The sequence below is a fragment of the Burkholderia sp. Tr-20355 genome (assembly GCF_017104685.1).
Lineage (GTDB): Bacteria > Pseudomonadota > Gammaproteobacteria > Burkholderiales > Burkholderiaceae > Burkholderia > Burkholderia seminalis.
The window spans coordinates 1-22069 of record NZ_JAAGPK010000052.1; the positions used below are offsets into that span (position 1 = coordinate 1).

General features: G+C 68.2%; 15 protein-coding genes. 6 read left to right on the top strand and 9 right to left on the bottom strand.

Annotation, left to right across the window (positions count from 1 at the left end):
- Both G3N62_RS16115 and G3N62_RS16120 read left to right on the top strand, forming a co-directional pair.
- Positions 1-1115: PLP-dependent aminotransferase family protein (locus G3N62_RS16115; RefSeq protein WP_206141256.1), on the top strand; the 1115-nt coding region annotated here is incomplete at its 5' end.
- A gap of 122 nt (positions 1116-1237) precedes the next feature.
- Positions 1238-3466, top strand: coding sequence for a transglycosylase domain-containing protein (locus tag G3N62_RS16120; RefSeq protein ID WP_124671064.1), 2229 nt, complete (start codon positions 1238-1240; stop codon positions 3464-3466).
- Positions 3467-3521: 55 nt separating this feature from the next.
- On the opposite strand, the gene G3N62_RS16125 is transcribed toward G3N62_RS16120, so the two are convergent.
- The 3 genes from G3N62_RS16125 to G3N62_RS16135 form a co-directional block, all read right to left on the bottom strand.
- Positions 3522-4130: a hypothetical protein gene (locus G3N62_RS16125; RefSeq protein ID WP_226194312.1), complete on the bottom strand. Its 609-nt coding sequence runs from the start codon at positions 4128-4130 to the stop codon at positions 3522-3524.
- A gap of 86 nt (positions 4131-4216) precedes the next feature.
- Positions 4217-5317, bottom strand: coding sequence for an adenosine deaminase (gene add, locus G3N62_RS16130; protein ID WP_069706715.1), 1101 nt, complete (start codon positions 5315-5317; stop codon positions 4217-4219).
- Positions 5318-5365: 48 nt separating this feature from the next.
- Positions 5366-6715, bottom strand: coding sequence for an NCS2 family permease (locus G3N62_RS16135; protein WP_049033794.1), 1350 nt, complete (start codon positions 6713-6715; stop codon positions 5366-5368).
- Between the two features lie 94 nt (positions 6716-6809).
- On the opposite strand from G3N62_RS16135, the gene G3N62_RS16140 reads away from it, so the two are divergent.
- On the top strand, positions 6810-7721 hold the full coding sequence (locus tag G3N62_RS16140; RefSeq protein WP_034190603.1) for a LysR family transcriptional regulator: 912 nt from the start codon (positions 6810-6812) through the stop codon (positions 7719-7721).
- 34 nt (positions 7722-7755) lie between these two features.
- Here G3N62_RS16140 and G3N62_RS16145 read toward each other — a convergent pair whose 3' ends face one another.
- The 5 genes from G3N62_RS16145 to G3N62_RS35990 all read right to left on the bottom strand — a co-directional run bounded on the left by G3N62_RS16145 (position 7756) and on the right by G3N62_RS35990 (position 13664).
- Positions 7756-8808 (bottom strand): nucleoside hydrolase, encoded by a 1053-nt coding sequence (locus G3N62_RS16145; protein WP_124671065.1) that lies wholly within the window; start codon positions 8806-8808, stop codon positions 7756-7758.
- Between the two features lie 85 nt (positions 8809-8893).
- The gene (locus G3N62_RS16150; RefSeq protein WP_034190605.1) at positions 8894-10006 is read right to left on the bottom strand and encodes a porin; all 1113 of its coding nucleotides are present in this window, start codon (positions 10004-10006) and stop codon (positions 8894-8896) included.
- Between the two features lie 162 nt (positions 10007-10168).
- Positions 10169-11473, bottom strand: a complete 1305-nt coding sequence (locus G3N62_RS16155) for a hypothetical protein (protein ID WP_049033800.1) — start codon at positions 11471-11473, stop codon at positions 10169-10171.
- A gap of 365 nt (positions 11474-11838) precedes the next feature.
- Positions 11839-13266 carry an MFS transporter gene (locus G3N62_RS16160; protein WP_059557439.1) on the bottom strand — a complete coding sequence of 476 codons (1428 nt, stop codon included), beginning with the start codon at positions 13264-13266 and terminating at the stop codon, positions 11839-11841.
- Between the two features lie 197 nt (positions 13267-13463).
- Positions 13464-13664, bottom strand: a complete 201-nt coding sequence (locus G3N62_RS35990; RefSeq protein ID WP_226230331.1) for a hypothetical protein — start codon at positions 13662-13664, stop codon at positions 13464-13466.
- 582 nt (positions 13665-14246) lie between these two features.
- Here G3N62_RS35990 and G3N62_RS16170 point away from each other — a divergent pair.
- Entirely contained in the window at positions 14247-16691 is a 2445-nt protein-coding gene (locus G3N62_RS16170) for a DUF3772 domain-containing protein (RefSeq protein ID WP_124671066.1), read from the top strand.
- 127 nt (positions 16692-16818) lie between these two features.
- On the opposite strand, the gene G3N62_RS16175 is transcribed toward G3N62_RS16170, so the two are convergent.
- Positions 16819-18330 carry an aldehyde dehydrogenase family protein gene (locus tag G3N62_RS16175; RefSeq protein ID WP_049033787.1) on the bottom strand — a complete coding sequence of 504 codons (1512 nt, stop codon included), beginning with the start codon at positions 18328-18330 and terminating at the stop codon, positions 16819-16821.
- Between the two features lie 648 nt (positions 18331-18978).
- Between G3N62_RS16175 and G3N62_RS16180 the strand changes: the two genes are divergently transcribed.
- Positions 18979-20559: an amino acid permease gene (locus G3N62_RS16180; protein WP_124671067.1), complete on the top strand. Its 1581-nt coding sequence runs from the start codon at positions 18979-18981 to the stop codon at positions 20557-20559.
- Between the two features lie 164 nt (positions 20560-20723).
- Complete coding sequence (locus tag G3N62_RS16185; protein ID WP_049033381.1) at positions 20724-22040, top strand: FAD-binding oxidoreductase; 1317 nt, start codon at positions 20724-20726, stop codon at positions 22038-22040.
- Positions 22041-22069: the final 29 nt, after the last annotated feature.

The window sequence follows — 22069 nt, forward strand, 5'->3', positions numbered from 1 at the left end:
TCATGCCGTTCGCGATCTCGGTGCCGGTCGGCCTCACCGCCCCCGACGACATCTGGCGCCGGCTCGGCAACCGCCTGCGCGCCCGCGGCGCCGGTGCGCCGTCCGGCTATGCCGATCCGCAGGGCGCGCTGCCGCTGCGCGAAGCGATCGCCGACTACGTGCGCCGGTCGCGCTCGGTGCGCTGCGATGCCGGCCAGGTCGTGATCACGAGCGGCACGCAGCAGGGGCTGCATCTCGCGCGCCAGGTGCTGCTCGGCGACAACGACCGCGCATGGGTCGAGAATCCCGCCTATCGCGGCATCACCGCGCTGCTCGAAAGCACCGGGCGGCGCGACGCGATGGTGCGCGTGCCGGTGGACGCCGACGGCCTCGACGTCGACGCCGGCATGCGGCTCGCGCCGGAGGCGCGCGCCGCGTTCGTCACGCCGTCGCACCAGTACCCGCTCGGCATGCCGTTGAGCATGGCGCGGCGCAACGCGCTGCTCGCCTGGGCGCGCGCGCAGCGCGCGTGGGTCGTCGAAGACGACTACGACAGCGAGCTGCGCTATGAAGGCTACCCGTTCCCGTCGCTGCAAGGGCTCGCCCCCGATCGCGTGATCTACCTCGGCACGTTCAGCAAGATTCTGTTTCCGTCGCTGCGGCTCGGCTACGTGATCGCGCCCGAGGATCTCGTGCCCGCGTTCTGCGGCGCGCGCGTGCTGATGGATCGCCATGCGCCGACCGCCGATCAGCACGTGCTGGCCGCCTTCATCGCGGAAGGCCATCTCGACCGCCACATCCGCCGTGTGCGCGGCGTGTATGCGGAACAGCGCACGCTGCTGATCGACACGCTCGGCGCGCGGCTGCCGCGCGAACGCGCGTGGGTGCAGCCGGGCGACCAGGGCATGCACGTCGTGCTGTGGCTTGCCGAAGGCATCGACGATCTCGACGTGGTCGCGCGCGCCGCGCAGGCCGGCGTCGCGGTGCGCGCGGTGTCGCCGATGTTCGCGCCCGGCACGGCCCGCCCGGGGCTCGTGCTCGGCTTCGGCGGGTTCGACCGCGCGCAGATGGAAGCCGCCGCGCAACGGCTCGCGGACGTGGTTTCGTCGGCGCAATCGCGGCCGCGCGCACCTTAAAAGGTTGTCGGCGGGCAACAAACGTAATCGTCTGTAAATCCTGCAAGCAAACGGCCGTTTCTGCCGCCGGCGTGCGGGCGCCGTTTGCTAGGATCGCGCGTCTTCCATCCGCCCTTGCCGCCTTGAATCGCTTCGTGCCGTTTCTCCGAGATGCGTGGCTCCGTTGCCGCGCCCGTGTCGCACCGCTCGCCGCCGCCTGCCGCGCGCGCCTGCGCACGCTGTGCGCGGCCGTGCTGCAGCGCCTGCGCCATCCGACGCGGCGCGGCGTGGCGCTGACGCTCGCCGCGATACCGGTGCTGGGCCTGCTGGGCCTGCTCGCGTTCGTCCCGTTCACGCCGAGCATCGGTGACATCCGCAAGGCGCGCATCGACCGCCCGGCGCGCGTGCTGTCCGCCGACGGCCAGCTGATCGCCGAGTTCCGGCCCGTGAACCGCGAATGGGTGCCGCTCAAGCAGATCTCGCCGCACATGGTCGACGCGCTGATCGCGACCGAGGACCATCGCTTCTATTCGCATCACGGCATCGACTTGCGCCGCACGCTCGCCGCCGGGCTGCATACCTTCTCGGGCAACCGCCAGGGCGGCTCGACGATCACGCAGCAGCTCGCACGCAACCTGTATCCGGACGAAGTCGGCCGCGCACCGACGCTCACGCGCAAGGTGAAGGAGCTGATCACCGCGTTCAAGATCGAATCGGTGTACAGCAAGGACGAGATCCTCGAAACCTACCTGAACACGGTGCCGTTCCTGTACAACGCGTACGGCGTCGAAATGGCCGCGCGCACCTACTTCGGCAAGTCGGCGGACCAGCTCGACATCGCGGAAAGCGCGACGCTCGTCGGGATGCTGAAGGGCAACAGCTACTACAACCCGGTGCTGAATCCGGAGCGCGCGGTCCAGCGGCGCAACATCGTGCTCGGCCGGATGGCGCAGATGGGCATGCTCACGCCGCCGCAGCTCACGAAACTGCAGCGCCAGCCGCTGCGCGTCGACTTCGAACCGCAGACCGCGCAGCCGAGCCTCGCGCCGCACTTCGCGGTACAGCTGCGCAAGTGGCTGATCGCGTGGGCCGACCGCAACAACTACGATCTCTACGCCGACGGCCTCGTCGTGCGCACGACGCTCGATGCGCAATTGCAGGACATGGCCACGCAGGCGCTGACGCGGCAGACCGAGCGGCTGCAGGCGGTCGCCGACGGCGCATGGCGCGGCCCGTCCGGCTGCGGGTTGCGCAACGACCTGTTCCGCGGCTTCATCCGCCAGACGCCCGAGTATCGCCAGGCCCGCGACACCGGGCTCGCCGACGTGCCGGCGCTGAAGCAGCTCGGCGCCAACCGCGCGTTCATGCGCGCGCTGTGCGAACGTAAGACGCAGGTGCAGGCCGGTTTCGTCGCGATCGATCCGCGCAACGGCGCGATCCGCGCGTGGGTCGGCAGCCCCGATTTCGGCAGCGAGCCGTTCGACCACGTCTTCCAGGCGCGGCGCCAGCCGGGTTCGACCTTCAAGCCGTTCGTCTATGGCGCGGCGTTCGCGGACGGCATGCGGCCCGACGATACGTTCGTCGATCGTCCCGTCGCGATTCCGGTCGACGGGCGCGCCGTGTGGCGCCCGACCGATGCGGAACCGCCGACCGGCGAGCCGATGACGCTGCGTGACGCGCTCGCGCTGTCGCGCAACCGCGTCACCGCGCAGGTGATGCAGCACGAAGGCGCCGCGAAGGTCGCGCAGCTGGCGCGCGCGATGGGCGTGCGCGACAGCCCGCTCGATGCGGTGCCGTCGCTCGCGCTCGGCACGAGCCCCGTGACCCTGAAGGAGATGGTGTCCGCATACGGCACGATCGCGAACCGCGGCGTGTACGTCGCGCCGCAGATGATCACGCGCATCGAGGACCGCGACGGCAAGGTGCTGGCCGCGTTCGGCAGCGCGCCGCCCGAACGCGCGCTGCCGGCGCCGGCCGCGCAGACGCTCGTCGACGTGATGCGCGACGTCGTCGATCGCGGCACCGGCGCCGACATCCGGTCGCGCTACGGGATCCGCGTCGACGTCGCCGGCAAGACGGGCACGACGCAGGACAACGCGGACGGCTGGTTCATCCTGATGCATCCGCAGCTCGTGGCCGGCGCGTGGGTCGGCTTCGACGACGGCAGCGTGACGCTGCGCAGCGACTACTGGGGCGCGGGCGCGCACAGTGCGCTGCCGATCGTCGGCTCGTTCTACGAGGCGGCGCTGCGGGCGCGCGCGATCGATCCGCACGCGCAGTTCTCGCCCGATTTCCGGCCACGCAGCGCGCCCGCGCCGAGACGGCGCGTGCAGCATCCGGGCCTGTTCGACTGGCTGAGATTCTTCCGCTGATCGCGGCGCCCGCGGCCCGTTTTACCGGCGCGTCGTCAGCGCCCGGCGACCGGCGTCACGGCGCCGGCGGCGACTCGCCGCTGCGCGCGACCGGATGAAGCTCGATGCCGTCGACCTGAAAGCCTTGCACGATCAGCAGCAGGACGCCCGTGGTCGAATGCTTCGTCGTGAAACTGCTGCCGGTGATCGACGTGACCTGATAGGGCGAGCCGATCGGCATCCGGATCAGTTGGCCGCCCGGCACGTCGAGCACACACGCGTCGGCGGGCGGCTTCTCCGGACCGTCCATATCGAGCTCCGCCACCTGCGCCGGGGCCGTTTCGACGCTCCAGCGGCCGGCTTCACGCGCGCGCAGCACGAAGTCGTCACCCGCCTTCTCGACGCGCAGGGTCGCGGGTTTGCCGGCGGCCCGCGCGTAATCGCCGAGCAGCCCATCGCAGGCACTGCCGGCTCGCGCGGACAGCGAGACGCACAACATCAGACAGAAAACGGGAATGCGCACGGCGGGCCTCTCAGCGTTCGTATTGTTGTCGGAATGCCGGCGCGGGCGCGCGCGGCGGCGGCGACACGATCGGGCGCCGCCCGGCGCCAATATAGCGAACGCGACCGAGGTATGCCAGCCCGCGGCGCACAGCGGGAAGACGCCGGAACACGTGCGCGGCATCCTGCTTCGGCCGGGCACGGCCTGAACCCATCCGGACGAAGCGCCGACCGGTCGAGCTACCGGCCGAACAGCGTGCGCGCGCGTACTCAGCCCGCCGCGAGCGTGGCGGCCAGCGCGTCGAACTCCGGCGCCCATGCGGCGCGCCACGCAGCCTTCGTCACGTCATCGACCCACGCGCCGTCGATCCCGTTCAGCATGAACTGCTTCAGGTCGGCCACGGTGAAGCCGAAATGGCTGAGCATCAGTTCCCACGCTTCGCTCGGATTGACCTTGTGAAGCGTCGGGTCGTCGGTGTTCGGATGGATCTTCAGCCCGAGGCCCGGCATCTTGCGCATCGGATGCCGTTCCGCCCATTGCTCCGGCGGCAGCGTGCGCAGATAGTACGAATTCGTCGGCACGACGGTGAAGACGATCCCGCGCTCCGCATAGCGCGCACACAGGTCGGGGTTGTCGACGATCGTGTAGCCGTGATCGACGCGATCGACCTGCAGCAGATCGACGGCCGTCTCGACGTTGCGCCACGGCATCCCGAACTCGCCCGCGTGCGCGGTCGTGCGGAAACCGGCCGCGCGCGCATTGCGGTACGCCTTCCAGAACAGTTCCGGCGGCCGGTCGTTCTCGCGATAGTCGATGCCGATCCCCGCGACTTCGTCCGCGCGATTCGCCTTCATCCACTCGACGATTTCGACCGCCTCGTCGGGATCCTGCTCGCGGTCGATGCTCGGGATCAGGCGCGCGCCGATCCCGAAATCGCGCGCGGCATCGCGGATCGCCGTCACGATCGCGGCCTGCGCATCGGCATACGCGATGCCCGACACGCGCACCGTACCTGTCGGATTCCAGAAGAATTCCGCATGCCGGACATGGTGCGCGGCCGCATCTTCCAGATACTCGTAAGCGATCCGCCGCAAATCGTCGGGCTGCGTGAGCAGATACTTGTCGAGCGCCCGCAGCACGTGCAGCACGCCGACTGGCTTCTCGCCGCGTGCGTAGAACGCATCGATCTCCGCGCGCTCGATCGGCGCGCCGCTGCGCGCCGCGAGCGCGACGAACGTGTCGTGCCGCACCGCGCCGAGCAGGTGGCAATGCAGCTCGACCTTCGGCAGCGCGTGGAAGAAGGCCCGGTGGGCCGGCGTGATCTCGATGCCCGTGCGCGCGGGCGGGACGTTGCCTGGTGTTCCCTTCATGTCAGTCTCTTTTTTTCGGTAGTGCCTGTGCGTCGCGAAAGCCGTCCCTCAGTGCGGCTTCACGACGGTCCAGAAGTAATAGCCGAGCGGAATCGCGAGCACGACGAGCCCCCACGACACGTCGCGCCAGCGGCCGGCCAGCAGCTTGACGAGCACGTAGCACAGCAGCCCGCCCGCGATGCCGGTGCCGAAGCTGTTCGACATCAGCGTGAGCAGCACCATCGACATCACGGGCAGCGCATCGGTGAAATCGTCGAAATGCGTATGGCGGATCGTCGCGAACATCGACAGCCCGATCAGGATCAGCGCCGGCGCCGTCGCCTCCTTCGGGATCGCGAGCGCGACCGGCACGAACAGCAGCATCGCGGCGAACAGCACGGCCGCGGCCAACGACGACAGCCCGCTGCGGCCGCCGGCCTCGACGCCCGCGGCCGATTCGATCAGCGCCGTGAGCGCCGGGATGCCGAACACGGGCCCGAGCGTCGCGGCGAGCGAGTCGACGAGGAACGGCCGGTTGATGTTCGGCAGGTTGCCCTGCTCGTCGAGCAGGTTTGCCTTCGCGCCGACCGCGAGCGCGGTGCCGAGCGTCGAGAAGAATTCCGCCGCGAAAAACGCGAACAGGTACGGCGCGGCCGCAAGGCTCAACGCGCTGCCGATATCGAGCTTGAACGCGATCGGCGCGATGCTGTGCGGCAGCGACACGAACGACGCGGGCAGGTGCGTGACGCCCAGCGGCACGCCGGCCGCGGCCGCGGCGAGGATCGCGATCAGGATCGCACCGGGCACCTTGCGCGCCTGCAGCACGATCGCCACCGCGAGGCCGGTCAGCGCGACGAGCGCGCCCGGCCGCGAGAAGTCGCCGAGCGCGAACGCGTTGGTCTTCGCATTCGCGACGACCATCCCCGCGTTGCGCAGCCCGAGCATCGTGACGAACAACCCGATCGACGCGCCGAGCCCGAGCTTGATCTGCACCGGAATCAGCCGCACCACCACGCCGCGCGCGCCGAGTATCGTCAGCAGGAAGAACAGCACGCCCGACACGCATGCGATGCCGAGGCCCGTCTGCCAGCCGACATGTTCCGTCGTCGCGAGCGTCACGCCGATGATCACCGAGCCGCCGATGCCGGGGCCGACGAGGAACGGCAGGTTCGCGTAGAGCCCCATCAGCGTCGTGAACAACACGAACACGACGATGGTCGCCGTCGTCGCCGCGCCGCGCTCCATCCCGCCGGTAGCGAGCAGCGACGGAATCACGACGAGCAGGTACGCGGCCGCGAGGAACGACGTGACGCCGGCGATCGTCTCGGTGCGCACGCTCGTGCCGCGCGCGGCGAGCGCGAAGCGGCGTTCGAGCCAGTTGGCCGGCGCGCGCGCCGGGATCGTGTCAGTCGCTGACATGGTGGTTCTCCTGTGATTCCGAATATTGTCCTGTGTCGGTTCCCGCGGCGCGGTCTTATACTGCCGCGTACCGCATCCCGACCGTTATTGCCCGATGTCGTCCGACCGCTCGTCGCTGCTGCCCGCGCTCACGCTGCGGCAGGTCCAGCACTTCGTCGTGCTCGCCCACGCACGCAGCTTCACGCAGGCCGCGCAGGCGCTGTCGCTCACCCAGCCCGCGCTCACCGCGTCGATCCGCCAGATCGAATTCCTGCTCGGCGGGCGCCTGTTCGCGCGTACCGCGCATCGCCTTACGCTCACCACCGCGGGCGAAGCCGTGCTGCCGCTCGCCGAACGCCTGCTCAACCAGGCCCGCGGCACCTTCGACGACATGACGCGGCTCATCGGCGAACGCATTCAGACCGTGCGCATCGCGTTCATCCCGTCGGTCGCGGGCCGCCTGCTGCCCGCGCTCAACACGCTGCGCGGCACGCGTCCGACGCTGCGCTTCACGCTCACCGACCTGCCGAACAGCGCGCTCGTCGAAGCCGTGCGCGACGGCGTCGCGGATCTCGGCATCGGCGTGCGCGAGCCGGACAGCGACGACGGCACGCTGCGCTACCAGCAGCTGTTCGAGGACGAGATCGTGATCGTCGTGCGGCACGACGATCCGCTCGCCCGCGCGAAGAGCGTCACGTGGGCGAAGCTCGTCGATCGCGAGCTCGCGGTGTTCGTGCGCGGCAGCGTCAGCGAATCGCTGCATCGCACCGGCGGCGCCGGCAAGTTGCGCCTGAACGTCACGTACCGGATGGAATACACCGAACCGCTCTACGCACTCGCGCGCAACGGCCTCGCGACCGCCGTGCTGCCGAGCCTCTACACGATGCATCTGCACGATCCCGAACTCGTCGCGCTGCGCGTGGACAAACCGCGCGTCACGCGAGCGATCTCGCTGATCTCGCTCGCCGCCGACGATCGCGGCCCGCATGTGCGCGCGTGCCGCGAGTGGATTGCGAAGCACATCTGATCGCGTTCACCGCGCGGCGCCCTGCGCGCTGCGCTCAAGGCAGCTTCGCGATGCGCTCGACGAGCGTCGCGTAGAAGCGGTCCGCATCGACCTCGTTGATCCACGTTGCATTCGCCGCACGGCCGCTGCGCCCGTTCCAGTCGACGATCGTCTCGCCGAGCGTCCACTGGCCGGTCGTCTCGACCACCACGTTCACCTTGCGCCCGCCGAACAGCGTCGGATCGACGAGATAGCCGACGGCCGTCGGGTCGTACATCGGCGCCTCTTCGACGCCGCGCCGCTTCTTGTTGTATGCGAGCTCGGCATCCATGATGTCCGCGACGATCGCGCCGCAGCGGTTGCCGAGCGCGCGAAACGGCGCGACGCGCGCCGGCGTGATCGGCGCCTTCACCGCGACGTCGCGCGGCAGCACGACGATCGGCACGCCGCTGCCGAACACGACTTCGGCCGCCTGCGGATCGACGTAGATGTTGAACTCGGCGGCCGGCGTGATGTTGCCGCGCTCGAAAAACGCGCCGCCCATCAGCACGATTTCGCGCAGCGCGCCGCGAATCTGCGGCGCCTCGACCAGCGCGGTCGCGAGGTTGGTCAGCGGGCCGAGCGCGCACAGCGTCACGCTGTTCGGCGCCGCGCGGCTCAGCGTATCGACGAGGTACGACACGGCGTGGCCGGCAGCAAGCGGCGCGCGCGGCTCGTGCAGTTCGACGCCTTCGAGCCCCGTCCTGCCGTGCACGTTCGCGGCCGTCACGAGATCGCGCACGAGCGGGCGCGGGCAGCCCGCATAGACCGGCAGCGTCTTCGTGCGGCCGGCCCAGTCACGGACGATCCGCGCGTTGCGTTCGGTCAGGTCGAGCGGCACGTTACCCGCGACGGCCGTCAGCGCTCGCACGTCGAGCCGGTCCTGCGCGCCCAGCGCGAGCAGGATCGCGATGGCGTCGTCCTGCCCCGGGTCGGTATCGATGATCACCGTACGGCGCGCAGCGTCGCCGCCGGCCGCGAACGCGCCCGCCTCGGGCAGCAGCGCGGTGCCGGCCAGCGCGGCGGACAGTTTCAGGAAGGTGCGGCGGGATGCGATCGGATGAGTCATGGTCGGGCTCTCGAGAAAACGCCGGGCCGCCCCACGTTTTCCTGCCTCCGGGGGGCCAGGCGCGAGGCGGCAGGATTGGGGGCGCTCAAAATACGTGCCGGACGCCGAGCGTCGCCATCATCTGGCGCGTGCCGGTCGAGCGCGCGTACGCGAAGATCTGCGCGTGGTCCGCGTCGCCGGCCGCCTGCTGCGCGATCACCGTCAGCGCGACGTCGGTGCGTTTCGACAGGAAGTAGTCGGCCTGCAGGTTCACCTGATGCCATTTCGGACGCTTGTCGATCACGTCGTACTTGCCGTTCGTGAACGCGTACGCGGCGCCGAGGAAGAGCTGCGGCGTCATCGTGTAGACGACGTTCACCCCCAGGTTCTGCAGGTGCAGATGCGAATTGTCGAGGTAATCGTAGCGCACGTCGGTGAACATCGCGGCGAACTGCGCGCGGCCGATCGTGTAGAAACCGCCCGTGCCCGCGATCCGCTGCCGGCTGGCATACGCGGCCGGCGACATCGCGCTCTTGCTGAAGATCAGCAGCGGCGACGCATAGTCGTTCGCGATCGCGCCGTCCTGGTTCGTCGCGCTGTACGGATGGTTGTACTGCGCATAGACGGCGCTCCAGCGCAGCGCGCCCTGCTCGTAGCCGAGCCCGAAGCTGTACGCGCTGTTGTTCGCGAAGCCGGTCGCGTTGCTGAAGCCGTACAGCGCGGTGAATTTCAGGCCGTAGTAGACGGGACTCACGTACTTCACCGAGTTCTGCACGCGGATGTCGTTGTAGCCGTTGTCGTTGTCGCCGATGTTCACGCCGTTGCTCGCGATGATCACCGGCCCGATGTAGTCGTGGATCGCATCGTACTGGCGGCCGAACGTCAGCGAACCGTAGGTGCGGTCGGCGAGGCCGACATAGGCCATGCGCCCGAACTCGCGGCCGTTCTGCGCGGCCGTGCCCGTCATCACGTTGAAGCCGTTCTCGAGCTGGAAGACCGCGGACAGCCCCTGCCCCAGATCCTCCTTGCCCTTCAGCCCCCAGCGCGGGTTCTGGTTCGTGCCGGACAGCGCCTGCCAGGCGTTCTTGCCGCCCTGGTTGGTCGCGAACCCGACGCCGGCCGAGATGAGACCGTACAGCGTGATGCTGCTTTGCGCACCGGCATGGGTCGCGAAGGCGCCGAGCATCGCGAGCGGAGCGAGCTTGTAGAGAGTTTTCATGCGGGTCGTGTGGTCGGTGGTGGGCCAGGCGCGGCGGGATTCCGCGAAACTGGACTCGACTATACGAACCCGGATCGGATAATAAAAGTTTGCTTTTCTTATGTATCAATAAAACGGATTTATTCTCATCCCCGCATTCCCTCTGCGTTCGGCGGCCGACGATCAGTCCGCCGTGTCGCCGCCCTTCGGCACCTTCGACCATGCGTTGCGCCCCGGCATCGGCGCCCAGGCCGGGCGCGCCTTGCGCGCGCTGTCGATCACGACCAGATAACGACCCGCGATCGGCGTGATGTCGCGATCGCGCGGCAGCACCCACAGCGACTTGCCGGCTTCGACACGCGCCTGGTAATCGTCGTCGAGCAGGCCGTGGTGGTCGAAAAACGCGTTCAGCGACGCGGGAATCCGCACGCAGCCCTTCGAATGCCGGATGCCGAGCAGCGCTTCGAGGCGGTCGGGATCGGTCGCATGCATCTGGAAGCGCATCGGTGACACGCCGCCCTTGCCCCAGCCGCGTTCTCCGTCCACCCAGCCGAAGTCGTAGATGCGCATGTCGCGGCGGCCATAACCGCGAATGCCGTTCTCGTTCGTCGTGCCTTCGGCGCGGAAATCCATGTTGTCGGGCGAGTGATGGAACACGCCGAGCGGCGTCAGGAAATGGTCGTACTTGCCCGGCAGCCCCGTGCCGACCGGCGAGGCGCCGATCATCAGCCACGCATTGGCCGGCGTGGCGCGGAAGTAGATGAACAGCGCCTGCACGTTCGGTGCGCGGTCGACCATCGCGACGTATTCGCCGGCGAGGTCGCCGAGGTCCGCTTCGGCGAGCGCCTTCTGGAGCCGCTCGCCGTAGGCGCGCTGTTCGCTCGCGGGCACGTTCAATCGGCGGGTGACTTCCTGCGTGAAGCGCTTGCGCATGTCGACGGCGCGCGCCGTCGCGTTCTTCGCTTCCTCGGCCGATAGGGGCGGATGCCGCCGCGGCGGGGTCGGCGCGGGGGCTTCGGCCTCGCTGGCGGTGGTGGCGGATGCGGCCGATGCGGGTTCGGCTGTAGAAGCTGCGGAAGAAGCGCCGGAAGCGGCCGATGCCGCGCTGGCCGGCGCTGCATGATGCACGTGCGATGCCGCGGGGGCGGACGGTGCGGGCGATGTACCTGGCAACGCATGCGCGGACGAGCCCGGGTGCGCATGAGAAGCCGTCGACGCGGGCGATGCCACTGATGAGGATGACGGAGCAACGGACGACGAAGCGTCGGATGCGGCGAAGGCAGGCAACCCGGCAAGAACGGAAACGGGCAGCACGACAGCGAGCGACGCATACGCGGCGACTGTGCGGGTACGACGGCGCGACTTCGAAATTCGCCGCGACAAGCTGGAAAGCATCATACGTTCGAAGCCATCGGCCGATCCGGCCGCCGCGTGGTGCTGTTGCGAGCGGCGCATCTTCCGCGCAAGCCATCGACACGTCTGGCGCATCATGCGCGCCCGGCGCCGACGCCTCTTCGCGGCGGAGCCGTTCGCTGATGCAACGCGTGCGGTCCGATGGCGGCTAATGAGTCGTCAGGCCCTTCATTTTACGCGCCGACGGAAGAATCGGCAGCGACGGAAGTCGTGGTTTGGCGGTGGATTTGCGCTTCGTCACGCTTTGTTTCAACTCGTTGCCGTTTGCGGCTTCGTTGCGTGTCACGCTTGTGGATTCGGCGGTTCGGCGCGTTCGATATGAAACGACTCCCCGTCAAATCAATTTGCATGCCAAATCATCCCGGCGACGCGTTGTTCCCATTGAAACCATTTCGCACGCATGTCGCACAAACGACGCGACACGCGTGCGTACCTGCCGACTACTTCGAAATGGTTTCGAGCGCGATGCCCTTCGTGCGCGGGCCCATGAACCCGATCGCGATCATCACGATCACCATCGCGCCCGCGATGAACGCGAACACGCCGAACGTGCCGAAGCCTTTCAGCACGGCCGCGATCACGAACGACGAGAAGATCGCCGAGAAGCGGCTCCACGAATAGACGAAGCCGACTGCCCGTGCGCGGATCGACGTCGGGAACAGCTCGGCCTGGTATGCGTGGAAGCTGTACGACATGATGTTGCTCGCGAGCGTGAGGCCAATGCCGAGCACGATCAGGAACGCGCCCACCGTCGTCTGGCTGAACAGCAGCCCGCAGACGACGATCGCCGCCGCCATCGCGACGATCACCGACTTGCGCTCGAAGCGGTCGGCGATCACGAGGCCGATCAGCGGGCCGATCGGCGCCGCGAGCGCGATCACGCTCGAATACATCAGGCTCGACGTGATCGTGATGCCTTGCTTGATCAGCAGCGTCGGCACCCAGTTCGCGAAGCCGTAGAAGCCGACCGTCTGGAACACGTTGAAGATCGTCATCATGATCGTGCGGCTGCGATACGGCTGCACCCACATATCGCGGAAGCTGCCGCGCGGCGGCACGGGTTCGGCCGGCGCGGGCGGCGGCAGCGGCCGCCCGTATTCGGCTTCGACCTTCGCCTCGAGCGCGCGCATGATGCGGTCGGCTTCGTCGACGCGCCCCTGCTGCGCGAGCCAGCGCGGGCTTTCCGGCAACTCTCGGCGAATCCACCACACGAACAGCGCGCCGTGCGCGCCGATCAGCACGACCCAGCGCCAGCCGTCGAGGCCGAGCGGCGCATGCGGCACGAGCAGGTACGCGAGGAACGCGACCACCGGCACCGCGACGAAGCCGACCGCCTGCTCGCACGCGAACGCGCGGCCGCGGATCTGCTTCGGCACGAGTTCGGAGATGTACGTGCCGATCGTCACCATCTCGACGCCGAGGCCGAGACCGACGACGAAGCGCCAGAAGTTCAGCCCGGCCGCGGTGTCCTGGAACGCCATCACGACGTTGGCGGCCGTGTACCACAGCAACGACCACGTGAAGATCGCGCGGCGGCCGAAGCGGTCGGCGAGGAAGCCGCATGCGATCGTGCCGATGAACAACCCGGAGAACAGCGCGGCGATGAAGCTCGCGACGCCCGTGGTGCCGAACAGGCCGTGCGTCGTCGCCGACAGGATGCCGCTTTTCACGAGCCCGGGCGCGACGTAGCCGCTGTACAGCAGGTCGTAGAGTTCGAAGAAGAAGCCGAGGCTCAGCAGCACGACGAGCTTCCAGACGCTGCGGGTCGGCGGCAGGCGGTCGAGGCGCGCCGAGATGGAGCCGGGGTCGATCGCCGCGGGGCGGGCGGCGCCTGCTGCCGTGAGCGGGTCGGGCTGGGTGGATGCCATGGTGGCGAGTCTCCGGATTCTTGATTGTCGTTGGCGCCAGCAGAGGGGAACTGGCGAGCGGCTTCGCGCATTTTAGCGAGGCGGGGGGCTGAGCACATCAATCAATTGACGCACGGGCGCATCGGCCGCATTGGAACAGATGTAGCGAGCCGGTTCGTTATAGCTGGCTGACCGGGCACAACGTCGAACAAGATTCCCTATCGTCCAATCGACGTTGCCAGAAGCGGCCGCGCCGTGAGGCGCATGGGCGCCAGTACGGGCGGAAATGGAATCACGCCGATCAGGTTGATCGCGAGTCCGAGATAGTCGAGCAGTTCGCCGCCTCGCTTGCGGATGATCGAGACGATGTCGGTGAGCGCATCGGCCAGCGCCATCAGGTTGTTGAGCACCGGAATCATGCTCGCGACCGTTTTCAATCGATCGACGTCCACGTAGCCATGCGTCACGCTGATCAGCCACGCGTTGAAACCTTCACCGGATGCGACGACGTCGTCCGGATGAACATCGGTCAGCCATGCTCTCAGGATTTCTTTTCGTTGTTCGTTTTTCGCCGCGCGGCAGGCGGCCCACCCTTCTCATGTCCCGGACGCCTGCCCGCGACCCGCGGCATTTTACCGACGATGAAGCGACAGGTAAATGAAAGCTCAGCATCGGCAGCGTATGCCGCCATGACTCGCGCCCCAATTAGCACGAACCGCCGTCGGGCCAACTTCATGTAAATTTCGTAACCATCTGTCCGGCCGCCTGCCGCGGCTGAACGGCAACATCGCGCGGTTTCGGACGCGATTCGGTCGGCACACCCTTAACAAGACAGGGGCGAGCAGGATTTCCCGCGGTCGGCCCCTCCTGCCCGGCGCCGAAACGTCGCCCATGCGGATTCGGAAATCGATGGCCCGCGCCCCGGTAACATGCAGTCGGGCCAACCACCGGCTTCCGGCTGCTTTTCGGCATCCGGCATTGTCGGCAAATCGTAAGAATCCATGTTCATACAACGACTATCCACGTACGCCTGCCGAATCGCGCTGATCGCGCTGCTGCAGTTCGCGGCGATCGCAACCGCGTCGGCGTTTCCGGCGGCCGCTTCGGCCCCGGGCGCAAGCGGCGTCGGCGCCCCCGTCCCGGCCATCTCGCTGAACGACGCCATCGCGCAGCTCAAGCAGATGCAGGTCGAACTGGACCGCATCAAGCAGCAGACCTCGACGACATCCAACAGCAAGGAACTGGACGCGCTCGACGACTCGGCCCAGGAACTGAGCACCGACATCGCGAAACTGCAAAGCGATCTCACGCCGCAACGCGCGCAGATCCAGGCGCAACTCGACGTGCTCGGGCCGCCGCCCGCCGAAGGCGCCGCGCCGGAAACGGCAGCCGTCGCGAAACAACGGGCCACGCTCGACGCACGCAAGACGCAGATCGATGCGGCGCTGAAGCAGGCGGCCGACCAGAAAGCCAGCCTCACGAACCTGACCGAGCAGTTCGCGAAACTGCATCGCAGCCTGCTGAAGAACCAGCTCGCGTTCCGTTCGGGCAGCATCTTCAGCGCGCAGTTCTGGCTGCCGCTGTTCGACCTTTCGCCGGACGATCGCCAGCGGCTCCAGGATTTCGACGACGAGCTTCTCGACATGCTGCATTCGTCATGGGTACCCGGGCAGCGGGCGCTCACGACGGTGCTGCTGATCGCCTCGTTCGCGGCGTGGCTCGGCGGCCGCCGGCTCATCGAGCGCGGGCTCGCGTGGATCGCGCTGAACCGTCTGCCGCCCACGCGCCTGCGCCGCAGCGCGCTGGCGCTGTCGACCGTGCTGTCGACGTTCCTGGCCACGGCCATCGCCGTTCAGATCCTCTACCTCGCCGTCGCGCGCCGCTACGAGCTCACGCCGTCGCTGACCGATCTGTGGGACCAGTTCGCGAAGCTCGCCGCAACCTGCGCGCTGATCGCCGGACTCGGCCGCGCCCTGCTCTGTACGAAGCATCCGTCGTGGCGACTGCCCGCGCTCGCCGATCCCGTCGCGCTCGCGATGAAGCCGTTCCCCAGCATCCTGGCCGCGCTGCTGCTGGTGTCCGGCACACTCGAATCGATCAACCGGATCGTCGACACGAGCCTGTCGGTCACGCTGTTCGGCCGCGGCATCGTCTCGCTCGTCGTGGCGCTGACGGTCGGCGCGTCGCTGTTGCGCGCGAACCGCGCACGCAGCGCGCTCGCGGCGGCCGGCGAAGCGCCCGAGCAGCGCTCGACGCTCGCGGGGCTGATCCATGCGGGCGTCACGCTGGCGATCGTCGTATCGTTGATCGCACTCCTGATCGGCTACATCACGGTCGCGCGCTTCATCACGTACGAACTCGTGTGGTTCGAGATCGTGCTGTGCGCGACCTACATCCTGATCCAGCTGACGCGCGACGCGAGCGAAAGCCTGTTCTCGTCGGGCCTGTCGACGGGCCAGCAGATCAAGCACCTGTTCGCGCTCGAGGACCGCCACCTCGATCAGGCGCGCACGGTCCTGTCCGGCTTCGGCACGAGCCTGCTGATGCTGATCGCGGCCATCGCGCTGGTGACGGGCGGCTTCGGCACGACGCCGGGCGACCTGCTCGACAGCGCGGTCGCGATGATCGGCAGCCAGCGGCTGCAGAGCCTGAACATCATGCCCGACCGGATCCTGAACGCCGTGATCGGGTTCGCGATCGGCTTCTACCTGCTGCGCTCGCTGCGCCGCTGGCTCGACAGCGAGTTCATGCCCGCGCTCGGCATGGATACGGGCATGCGCGTGTCGCTGATCACGCTGTTCACCAACGTCGGCTACGTGCTGCTCGTGCTGATGACGCTCGGGCTGCTCGGCGTGCGGTGGAGCAACCTCGCGTGGATCGTCAGCGCGTTGTCGGTGGGGATCGGCTTCGGCCTGCAGGAGATCGTGAAGAACTTCGTGTCGGGGCTGATCCTGCTGACCGAGCGCCCCGTCAAGGTGGGCGACATGGTCAGCATCGCGGGCGTCGAAGGCGACATCCGCCGCATCAACGTGCGCGCGACCGAGATCCAGCTCAGCGACCGCTCGACCGTGATCGTGCCGAACTCGCAACTGATCTCGCAGAACGTGCGCAACGTGACGATGGGCAACAGCACGCAGGGCGTCGCAACGCTGGTGCTGACGTTCCCGCTGAACACCGATCCCGAGCAGGTGCGCGACCTGCTGCTCGACGCGTATCGCGAGCATCAGGCGATTCTCGAGAAGCCGGCGCCGTCGGTGACGTTCAGCCAGCTCACGCCGGACGGGATCACGCTGAGCGTGACGGGCTACGTGTCGAGCCCGCGGATCGCGAGTTCGACGAAGAGCGATCTGCTGTTCGAGATCCTGAAGCAGCTGCGCGCGGCGGGGATCACGCTGTCGAGCCCGCAGATGCTGGTCGTGCAGAACATGCCGGCGGCGGAGCAGTGAGCACGGCCTGAGCGGGCTTGTCATCGACGATGGCACCGCCTGCGCCGAAACACGAAGGGCCGGTTACCGCATCCGCGGCAACCGGCCCTTCTCACTCATACATGGTGCCCCATTCGGGCAACCGACATCAAACGTCGAACTTCACGCCCTGCGCCAGCGGCAATTGCCGGCTGTAATTGATCGTATTCGTCGCGCGGCGCATATAAGCCTTCCATGCATCCGAACCCGACTCGCGCCCGCCGCCCGTTTCCTTCTCGCCGCCGAACGCGCCGCCGATTTCCGCGCCGCTCGTGCCGATGTTCACGTTGACGATCCCGCAATCGCTGCCCGCCGCCGACATGAACTGCTCGGCCTCGCGCATGTCGTTCGTGAAGATCGCCGACGACAGCCCTTGCGGCACCGCGTTGTGCAGTTCGATCGCATCGTCGAAGTTGTCGTAGATCATCACGTACAGGATCGGCGCGAACGTTTCGCGCTCGACCACCGCCGACTGCTTCGGCATCCGCACGATTGCCGGACGCACGTAGTACGCATCCGCATGACCGACGTCGACGCGCTCGCCGCCCTTCACTTCGCCGCCCTGCTCGCGTGCATCGGCCAGCGCCTTCTGCATCGCGTCGAACGACGCACGATCGACCAGCGGGCCGACCAGCGTGCCTTCTTCCAGCGGGTTGCCGACCTTCACCGACGTGTAGGCCTTCTCGATGCGCGGCAGCAGTTGCTCGACCAGGCTGCGATGCACGATCAGGCGGCGCAGCGTCGTGCAGCGCTGGCCGGCCGTGCCGACCGCCGCGAACGTGACCGCGCGCACGACGAGATCGAGATCCGCGCTCGGCGCGACGATCATCCCGTTGTTGCCGCCGAGTTCGAGGATGCCGCGCGCGAGACGCTGGCTCAGCACCTTCGCGACTTCCTGGCCCATCCGCACGCTGCCCGTCGCGCTGACGACCGGCACCTTCTTCGACGCCGTCAGCACCTCGCCGACATCGCGCATGCCGAGCACCAGCTGGCTCAGTTCCGCCGGCGCAACGCCCGGATGAGTCTTCTCGAACTCGCGGATCGCCTTCTGGAGCAGCACGTGGCACGCGATCGCGGTGAGCGGCGTCTTTTCCGACGGCTTCCACACGACCGAATCGCCGCACACGAACGCGAGCGCCGCATTCCATGCCCACACGGCAACCGGGAAGTTGAACGCCGAGATCACGCCGCACACGCCGATCGGGTGCCACGTTTCCATCATCCGGTGGCCCGGGCGCTCGGATGCGATCGTCAGGCCGTAGAGCTGGCGCGACAGACCGACCGCGAAATCGCAGATGTCGATCATTTCCTGCACTTCGCCGAGGCCTTCCGACGTGATCTTGCCGGCCTCGAGCGTGACGAGACGGCCCAGTTCGGCCTTGTGCTCGCGCAGGACATTGCCGAACACGCGCACGAGTTCGCCGCGCACCGGCGCCGGCACCGTGCGCCACTTGAGGAATGCGTCGTGCGCGGCATCGATCTTGCGTTCCGCGTCGGCCGGCGTGTCGACAGCCAGCGTCGCGAGCGTCGCGCCGTCGAGCGGCGAGCGCGCGGTCAGCGCATTGCCTTTCCACTGGGCGAGATCGATATCGAGCGCGGCAAGAATGTCGTTGAATTGCATCACTTCCTCTTCAGGGACAGATTGATCGGTGCGGCGGCAGCGCCGCCCGCGTGATTCGATTGGAGCGCGTTCGCGCGCCCTGTGCAAGCGGATGCGCCGCGTGGCCGGCCCGGTGCGCCGCATACGGCGCATCGCGCCGCGCCGCCGCCGGAAGCCCGGCCGGACGGCGCGCCCCAGCCTCGCGAGGCACGATCCATGAAACACATTGTCGGTGGCCACAAGTCGGGCCGCTATTGATATTAACTCACGACTTCATTCCCAAAACGCAACACCCTGGCAGGAAGAACGCGTGCGCTCCCGTCCCGATACGAGACTTTTCCAAGGCTCGTGACCGGGCCACGGGACGCGTCCCGACGTGGCGCGAGTTGATGACAAAGCTGCATCACCCTGTTCGGAAATATCGTTTGCCGCCCGTACATCGGGCACCCACAATCGGGGCGGCGTCGAGGTGCCATGCACCCGGCGCGCCGCCGGCCGCCATGACAAGCGGCCGGACGCCCGACGAAGGCGACACGCCCCGCGGCCCGGCTCATCGGGCCCCCGGCGGCCCGTTTCGCACCGCATCACCGCTGCCCCGGCCCGCGTCCGGCAACGCGTCGCGCTTCGTCACCGAAAAAACAATCCCGGAGACAGCGCCCAGCGCCCGCCATGCATTCAGACGCCCGCCCCGATTCGCCCCGTCCGTCCGGCTCGCCGCCCGCGAAGCCGTCCCTTCACCGTGCGCTGCAGGCCCGTCATCTGCGGATGATCGCGATCGGCGGCTCGATCGGCACGGGCCTGTTCGTCGCATCCGGCGCGTCGATCTCGCAGGCCGGCCCCGGCGGCGCGATGATCGCGTACATGGTGATCGGCCTGATGGTCTATTTCCTGATGACGAGCCTCGGCGAAATGGCCGCGTTCATGCCGGTGTCGGGCTCGTTCGCGACCTACGGCGCGAAATTCGTCGACGAAGGCTTCGGCTTCGCGCTTGGCTGGAACTACTGGTACAGCTGGGCCGTGACACTGGCGGTGGAACTCGTCGCCGCGCAGCTCGTGATGCACTACTGGTTCCCGCATGTACCGGGCGTCTGGTGGAGCGCGCTGTTCCTCACGCTGATCTTCGCGCTCAACGCGTTGTCGGTGCGCGGTTTCGGCGAAGCCGAATACTGGTTCGCGCTGATCAAGGTGCTGACGGTGCTCGCGTTCGTCGGCGTCGGCCTGCTGATGATCTTCGGGATCATGCAGGGCGGCCCGAGCGCCGGCTGGAGCAACTTCACGATCGGCGACGCGCCGTTCGCCGGCGGCTGGGCAACGATGCTCGGCGTCGCGATGATCGCGGGCTTCTCGTTCCAGGGCACCGAAATGATCGGCGTCGCGGCCGGCGAATCGGAGAACCCGCGCACGACGATCCCGCGCGCGGTGAGCCAGATCTTCTGGCGCATCCTGCTGTTCTACGTGCTCGCGATCTTCGTGATCGGCGTGCTGATTCCCTACACCGACCCGAGCCTGCTGAAGAGCGACGTGACCGACATCGGCGTGAGCCCGTTTACGCTCGTATTCCGCCACGCGGGCCTCGCGTTCGCGGCCGGCGTGATGAACGCGGTGATCCTGACGGCCGTGCTGTCGGCCGGCAACTCGGGCATGTACGCGTCGACGCGGATGCTCTACACCCTCGCGGTCGAAGGCCGTGCGCCGAAGATCTTCGCGAAGCTGTCGCGGGGCGGCGTGCCGCGCAATGCACTGTATGCGACGACGGCCGTCGGCGCGCTGTGCTTTCTCACGTCGCTGTACGGCGACAAGACCGTGTATCTGTGGCTGCTGAACACGTCGGGCATGGCCGGCTTCATCACGTGGCTCGGCATCGCGGTCAGCCACTACCGGTTCCGCAAGGGTTTCCTGAAGCAGGGCTACCGGCTCGATCAGCTGCCGTACCGGTCGAAGTGGTTCCCGTTCGGCCCGCTGTTCGCGTTCGCGCTGTGCGCGGTCGTCGCGCTCGGCCAGGACTACCAGGCGTTCCTCTCCGACAAGATCGACTGGGCCGGCGTCGCCGCGACCTACATCGGCCTGCCGTTCTTCGTCGCGATCTGGCTCGGCTACGCGCTGGTGCGCAAGTGCCGCCTCGTACGCTACGAAGACATGGAGATCGCGCCGTGGATCGAACGCAACGCCACGCCGGAAGCGGCCCCGCAGGCCGACATCGGCTACGCGGGCTACGTCGCGCGCCCGGCCAACCCGACGCCGGGCGCCTGAAACCTGAAACCTGAAACCTGAAGCCTGACGTCACGCATTGCGCCGGCTGCCGCCCGAACGCGGCGGCCGGCGCCCTGACAAGCGCCATTCGACGCGGCGCACGCGTTCAGGCAAGATCGACGCGCGCCGTCCGTTTTCCCGTCGTCACGAATCAACGAAATCGCATGCAGAACTTCTACGAAGCCACCGTTACCCGCCAGCCCTACCCGCAACTGACCGGCACGATCGACACGCAGGTCTGCATCGTCGGCGGCGGCCTCGCCGGCTTGTGCACGGCGCTCGGCCTCGTCGAGCGCGGCGTGCGCGACGTCGTCGTGCTCGACGGCGAACGGGTCGGCTTCGGTGCGTCGGGCCGCAACGGCGGCTTCGTGTTCGGCGGCTACAGCCTCGACAATGCCGACCTGCTGCGCACGCTCGGCCGCGACGAAGGGCGCCGGCTGTACCGGCTCACCGTCGATGCGGTCGACCTGATCCGCGCGCGGATCGCCCGCTACGGGATCGACTGCGACATCGTCGACCAGGGCGTGATGCTCGCGAACTGGTTCGACGATCCGTCGCGGCTCGACGGCGTGCGCACGCTGATGAAGCAGGAACTCGGCGTCGACTGGGCACCCGTCCCGACCGGCGCGCTGCGCGAGCGGTTGAAGACGCAGCGCTATTACGGCGGCCTGTTCGAGCCGAACGCCTTCCACTTCCATCCGCTCAAGTACGTGCTCGGCGTCGCGGCGGCCGCCTCGCGCGGCGGTGCCCGCGTGTACGAACGCTCGGCCGCGCTCGGCATCGCGCGCGAAGGCGCCGGGTACGTCGTGCGCACGGCGCAGGGCGCGGTGCGCGCGAAAGACGTCGTGTTCGCCGGCGGCGGTTACGCGCGCGGCGTGTCGCCGCGCATCGAGCGCGCGGTGCTGCCGATCGCGACCTACGTGATCGCGACCGAGCCGCTCGGCACGCGGCTGCCCGACGCGATCGACGCGCCGTACGCGATCTACGACACGCGTTTCGCGTTCGACTACTACCGGCCGCTGAAGGACACGCGCATCCTGTGGGGCGGCCGGATCTCGGTGCTCGACCGCGGCCCCGATGCGATCGCGCGCCTGCTGCGGCGCGACCTGCTGCGCGTGTATCCGCAACTGGAAGGCGTGAAGGTCGACTACGCGTGGGGCGGGCTGATGAGTTACGCCCGGCACAAGATGCCGCAGATCGGCCGCGACGCGGACGGCGTATGGCACGCGATCGCGTTTGGCGGCCACGGCATGGCGCCGACCACGGTGGCCGGCGAAACGCTCGCCGCCGCGCTGGCCGAAGGCCGGCCGGTGCCGGACGGCTTCGCCGCGTTCGGGCTCACGCGTACGTTCGGGCTGGCCGGCCTCGCCGCCGCGCAACTCACGTACACCGCCTACCAGGCCCGCGACGCGCTCGCATCCTGCCGCCGCCGAGCGGGCGCGGCGGCCGAAACGGCCCCGCCGGACGGCCTGGCCGATTAGAGCGGAAGGTCGGCCGGGCGGGCATTTCC

What these genes read in the sequence shown, in the direction of transcription:
- G3N62_RS16125 (WP_226194312.1), bottom strand. Translation starts at nt 4,130, where the DNA reads ATGCCGCGCACGTGTTCCGGCGTCTTCCCGCTGTGCGCCGCGGGCTGG.
- add (WP_069706715.1), bottom strand. Translation starts at nt 5,317, where the DNA reads ATGAAGGGAACACCAGGCAACGTCCCGCCCGCGCGCACGGGCATCGAG.
- G3N62_RS16135 (WP_049033794.1), bottom strand. Translation starts at nt 6,715, where the DNA reads ATGTCAGCGACTGACACGATCCCGGCGCGCGCGCCGGCCAACTGGCTC.
- G3N62_RS16140 (WP_034190603.1), top strand. Translation starts at nt 6,810, where the DNA reads ATGTCGTCCGACCGCTCGTCGCTGCTGCCCGCGCTCACGCTGCGGCAG.
- G3N62_RS16145 (WP_124671065.1), bottom strand. Translation starts at nt 8,808, where the DNA reads ATGACTCATCCGATCGCATCCCGCCGCACCTTCCTGAAACTGTCCGCC.
- G3N62_RS16150 (WP_034190605.1), bottom strand. Translation starts at nt 10,006, where the DNA reads ATGAAAACTCTCTACAAGCTCGCTCCGCTCGCGATGCTCGGCGCCTTC.
- G3N62_RS16155 (WP_049033800.1), bottom strand. Translation starts at nt 11,473, where the DNA reads ATGCGCCAGACGTGTCGATGGCTTGCGCGGAAGATGCGCCGCTCGCAA.
- G3N62_RS16160 (WP_059557439.1), bottom strand. Translation starts at nt 13,266, where the DNA reads ATGGCATCCACCCAGCCCGACCCGCTCACGGCAGCAGGCGCCGCCCGC.
- G3N62_RS35990 (WP_226230331.1), bottom strand. Translation starts at nt 13,664, where the DNA reads ATGATTCCGGTGCTCAACAACCTGATGGCGCTGGCCGATGCGCTCACC.
- G3N62_RS16170 (WP_124671066.1), top strand. Translation starts at nt 14,247, where the DNA reads ATGTTCATACAACGACTATCCACGTACGCCTGCCGAATCGCGCTGATC.
- G3N62_RS16175 (WP_049033787.1), bottom strand. Translation starts at nt 18,330, where the DNA reads ATGCAATTCAACGACATTCTTGCCGCGCTCGATATCGATCTCGCCCAG.
- G3N62_RS16180 (WP_124671067.1), top strand. Translation starts at nt 18,979, where the DNA reads ATGCATTCAGACGCCCGCCCCGATTCGCCCCGTCCGTCCGGCTCGCCG.
- G3N62_RS16185 (WP_049033381.1), top strand. Translation starts at nt 20,724, where the DNA reads ATGCAGAACTTCTACGAAGCCACCGTTACCCGCCAGCCCTACCCGCAA.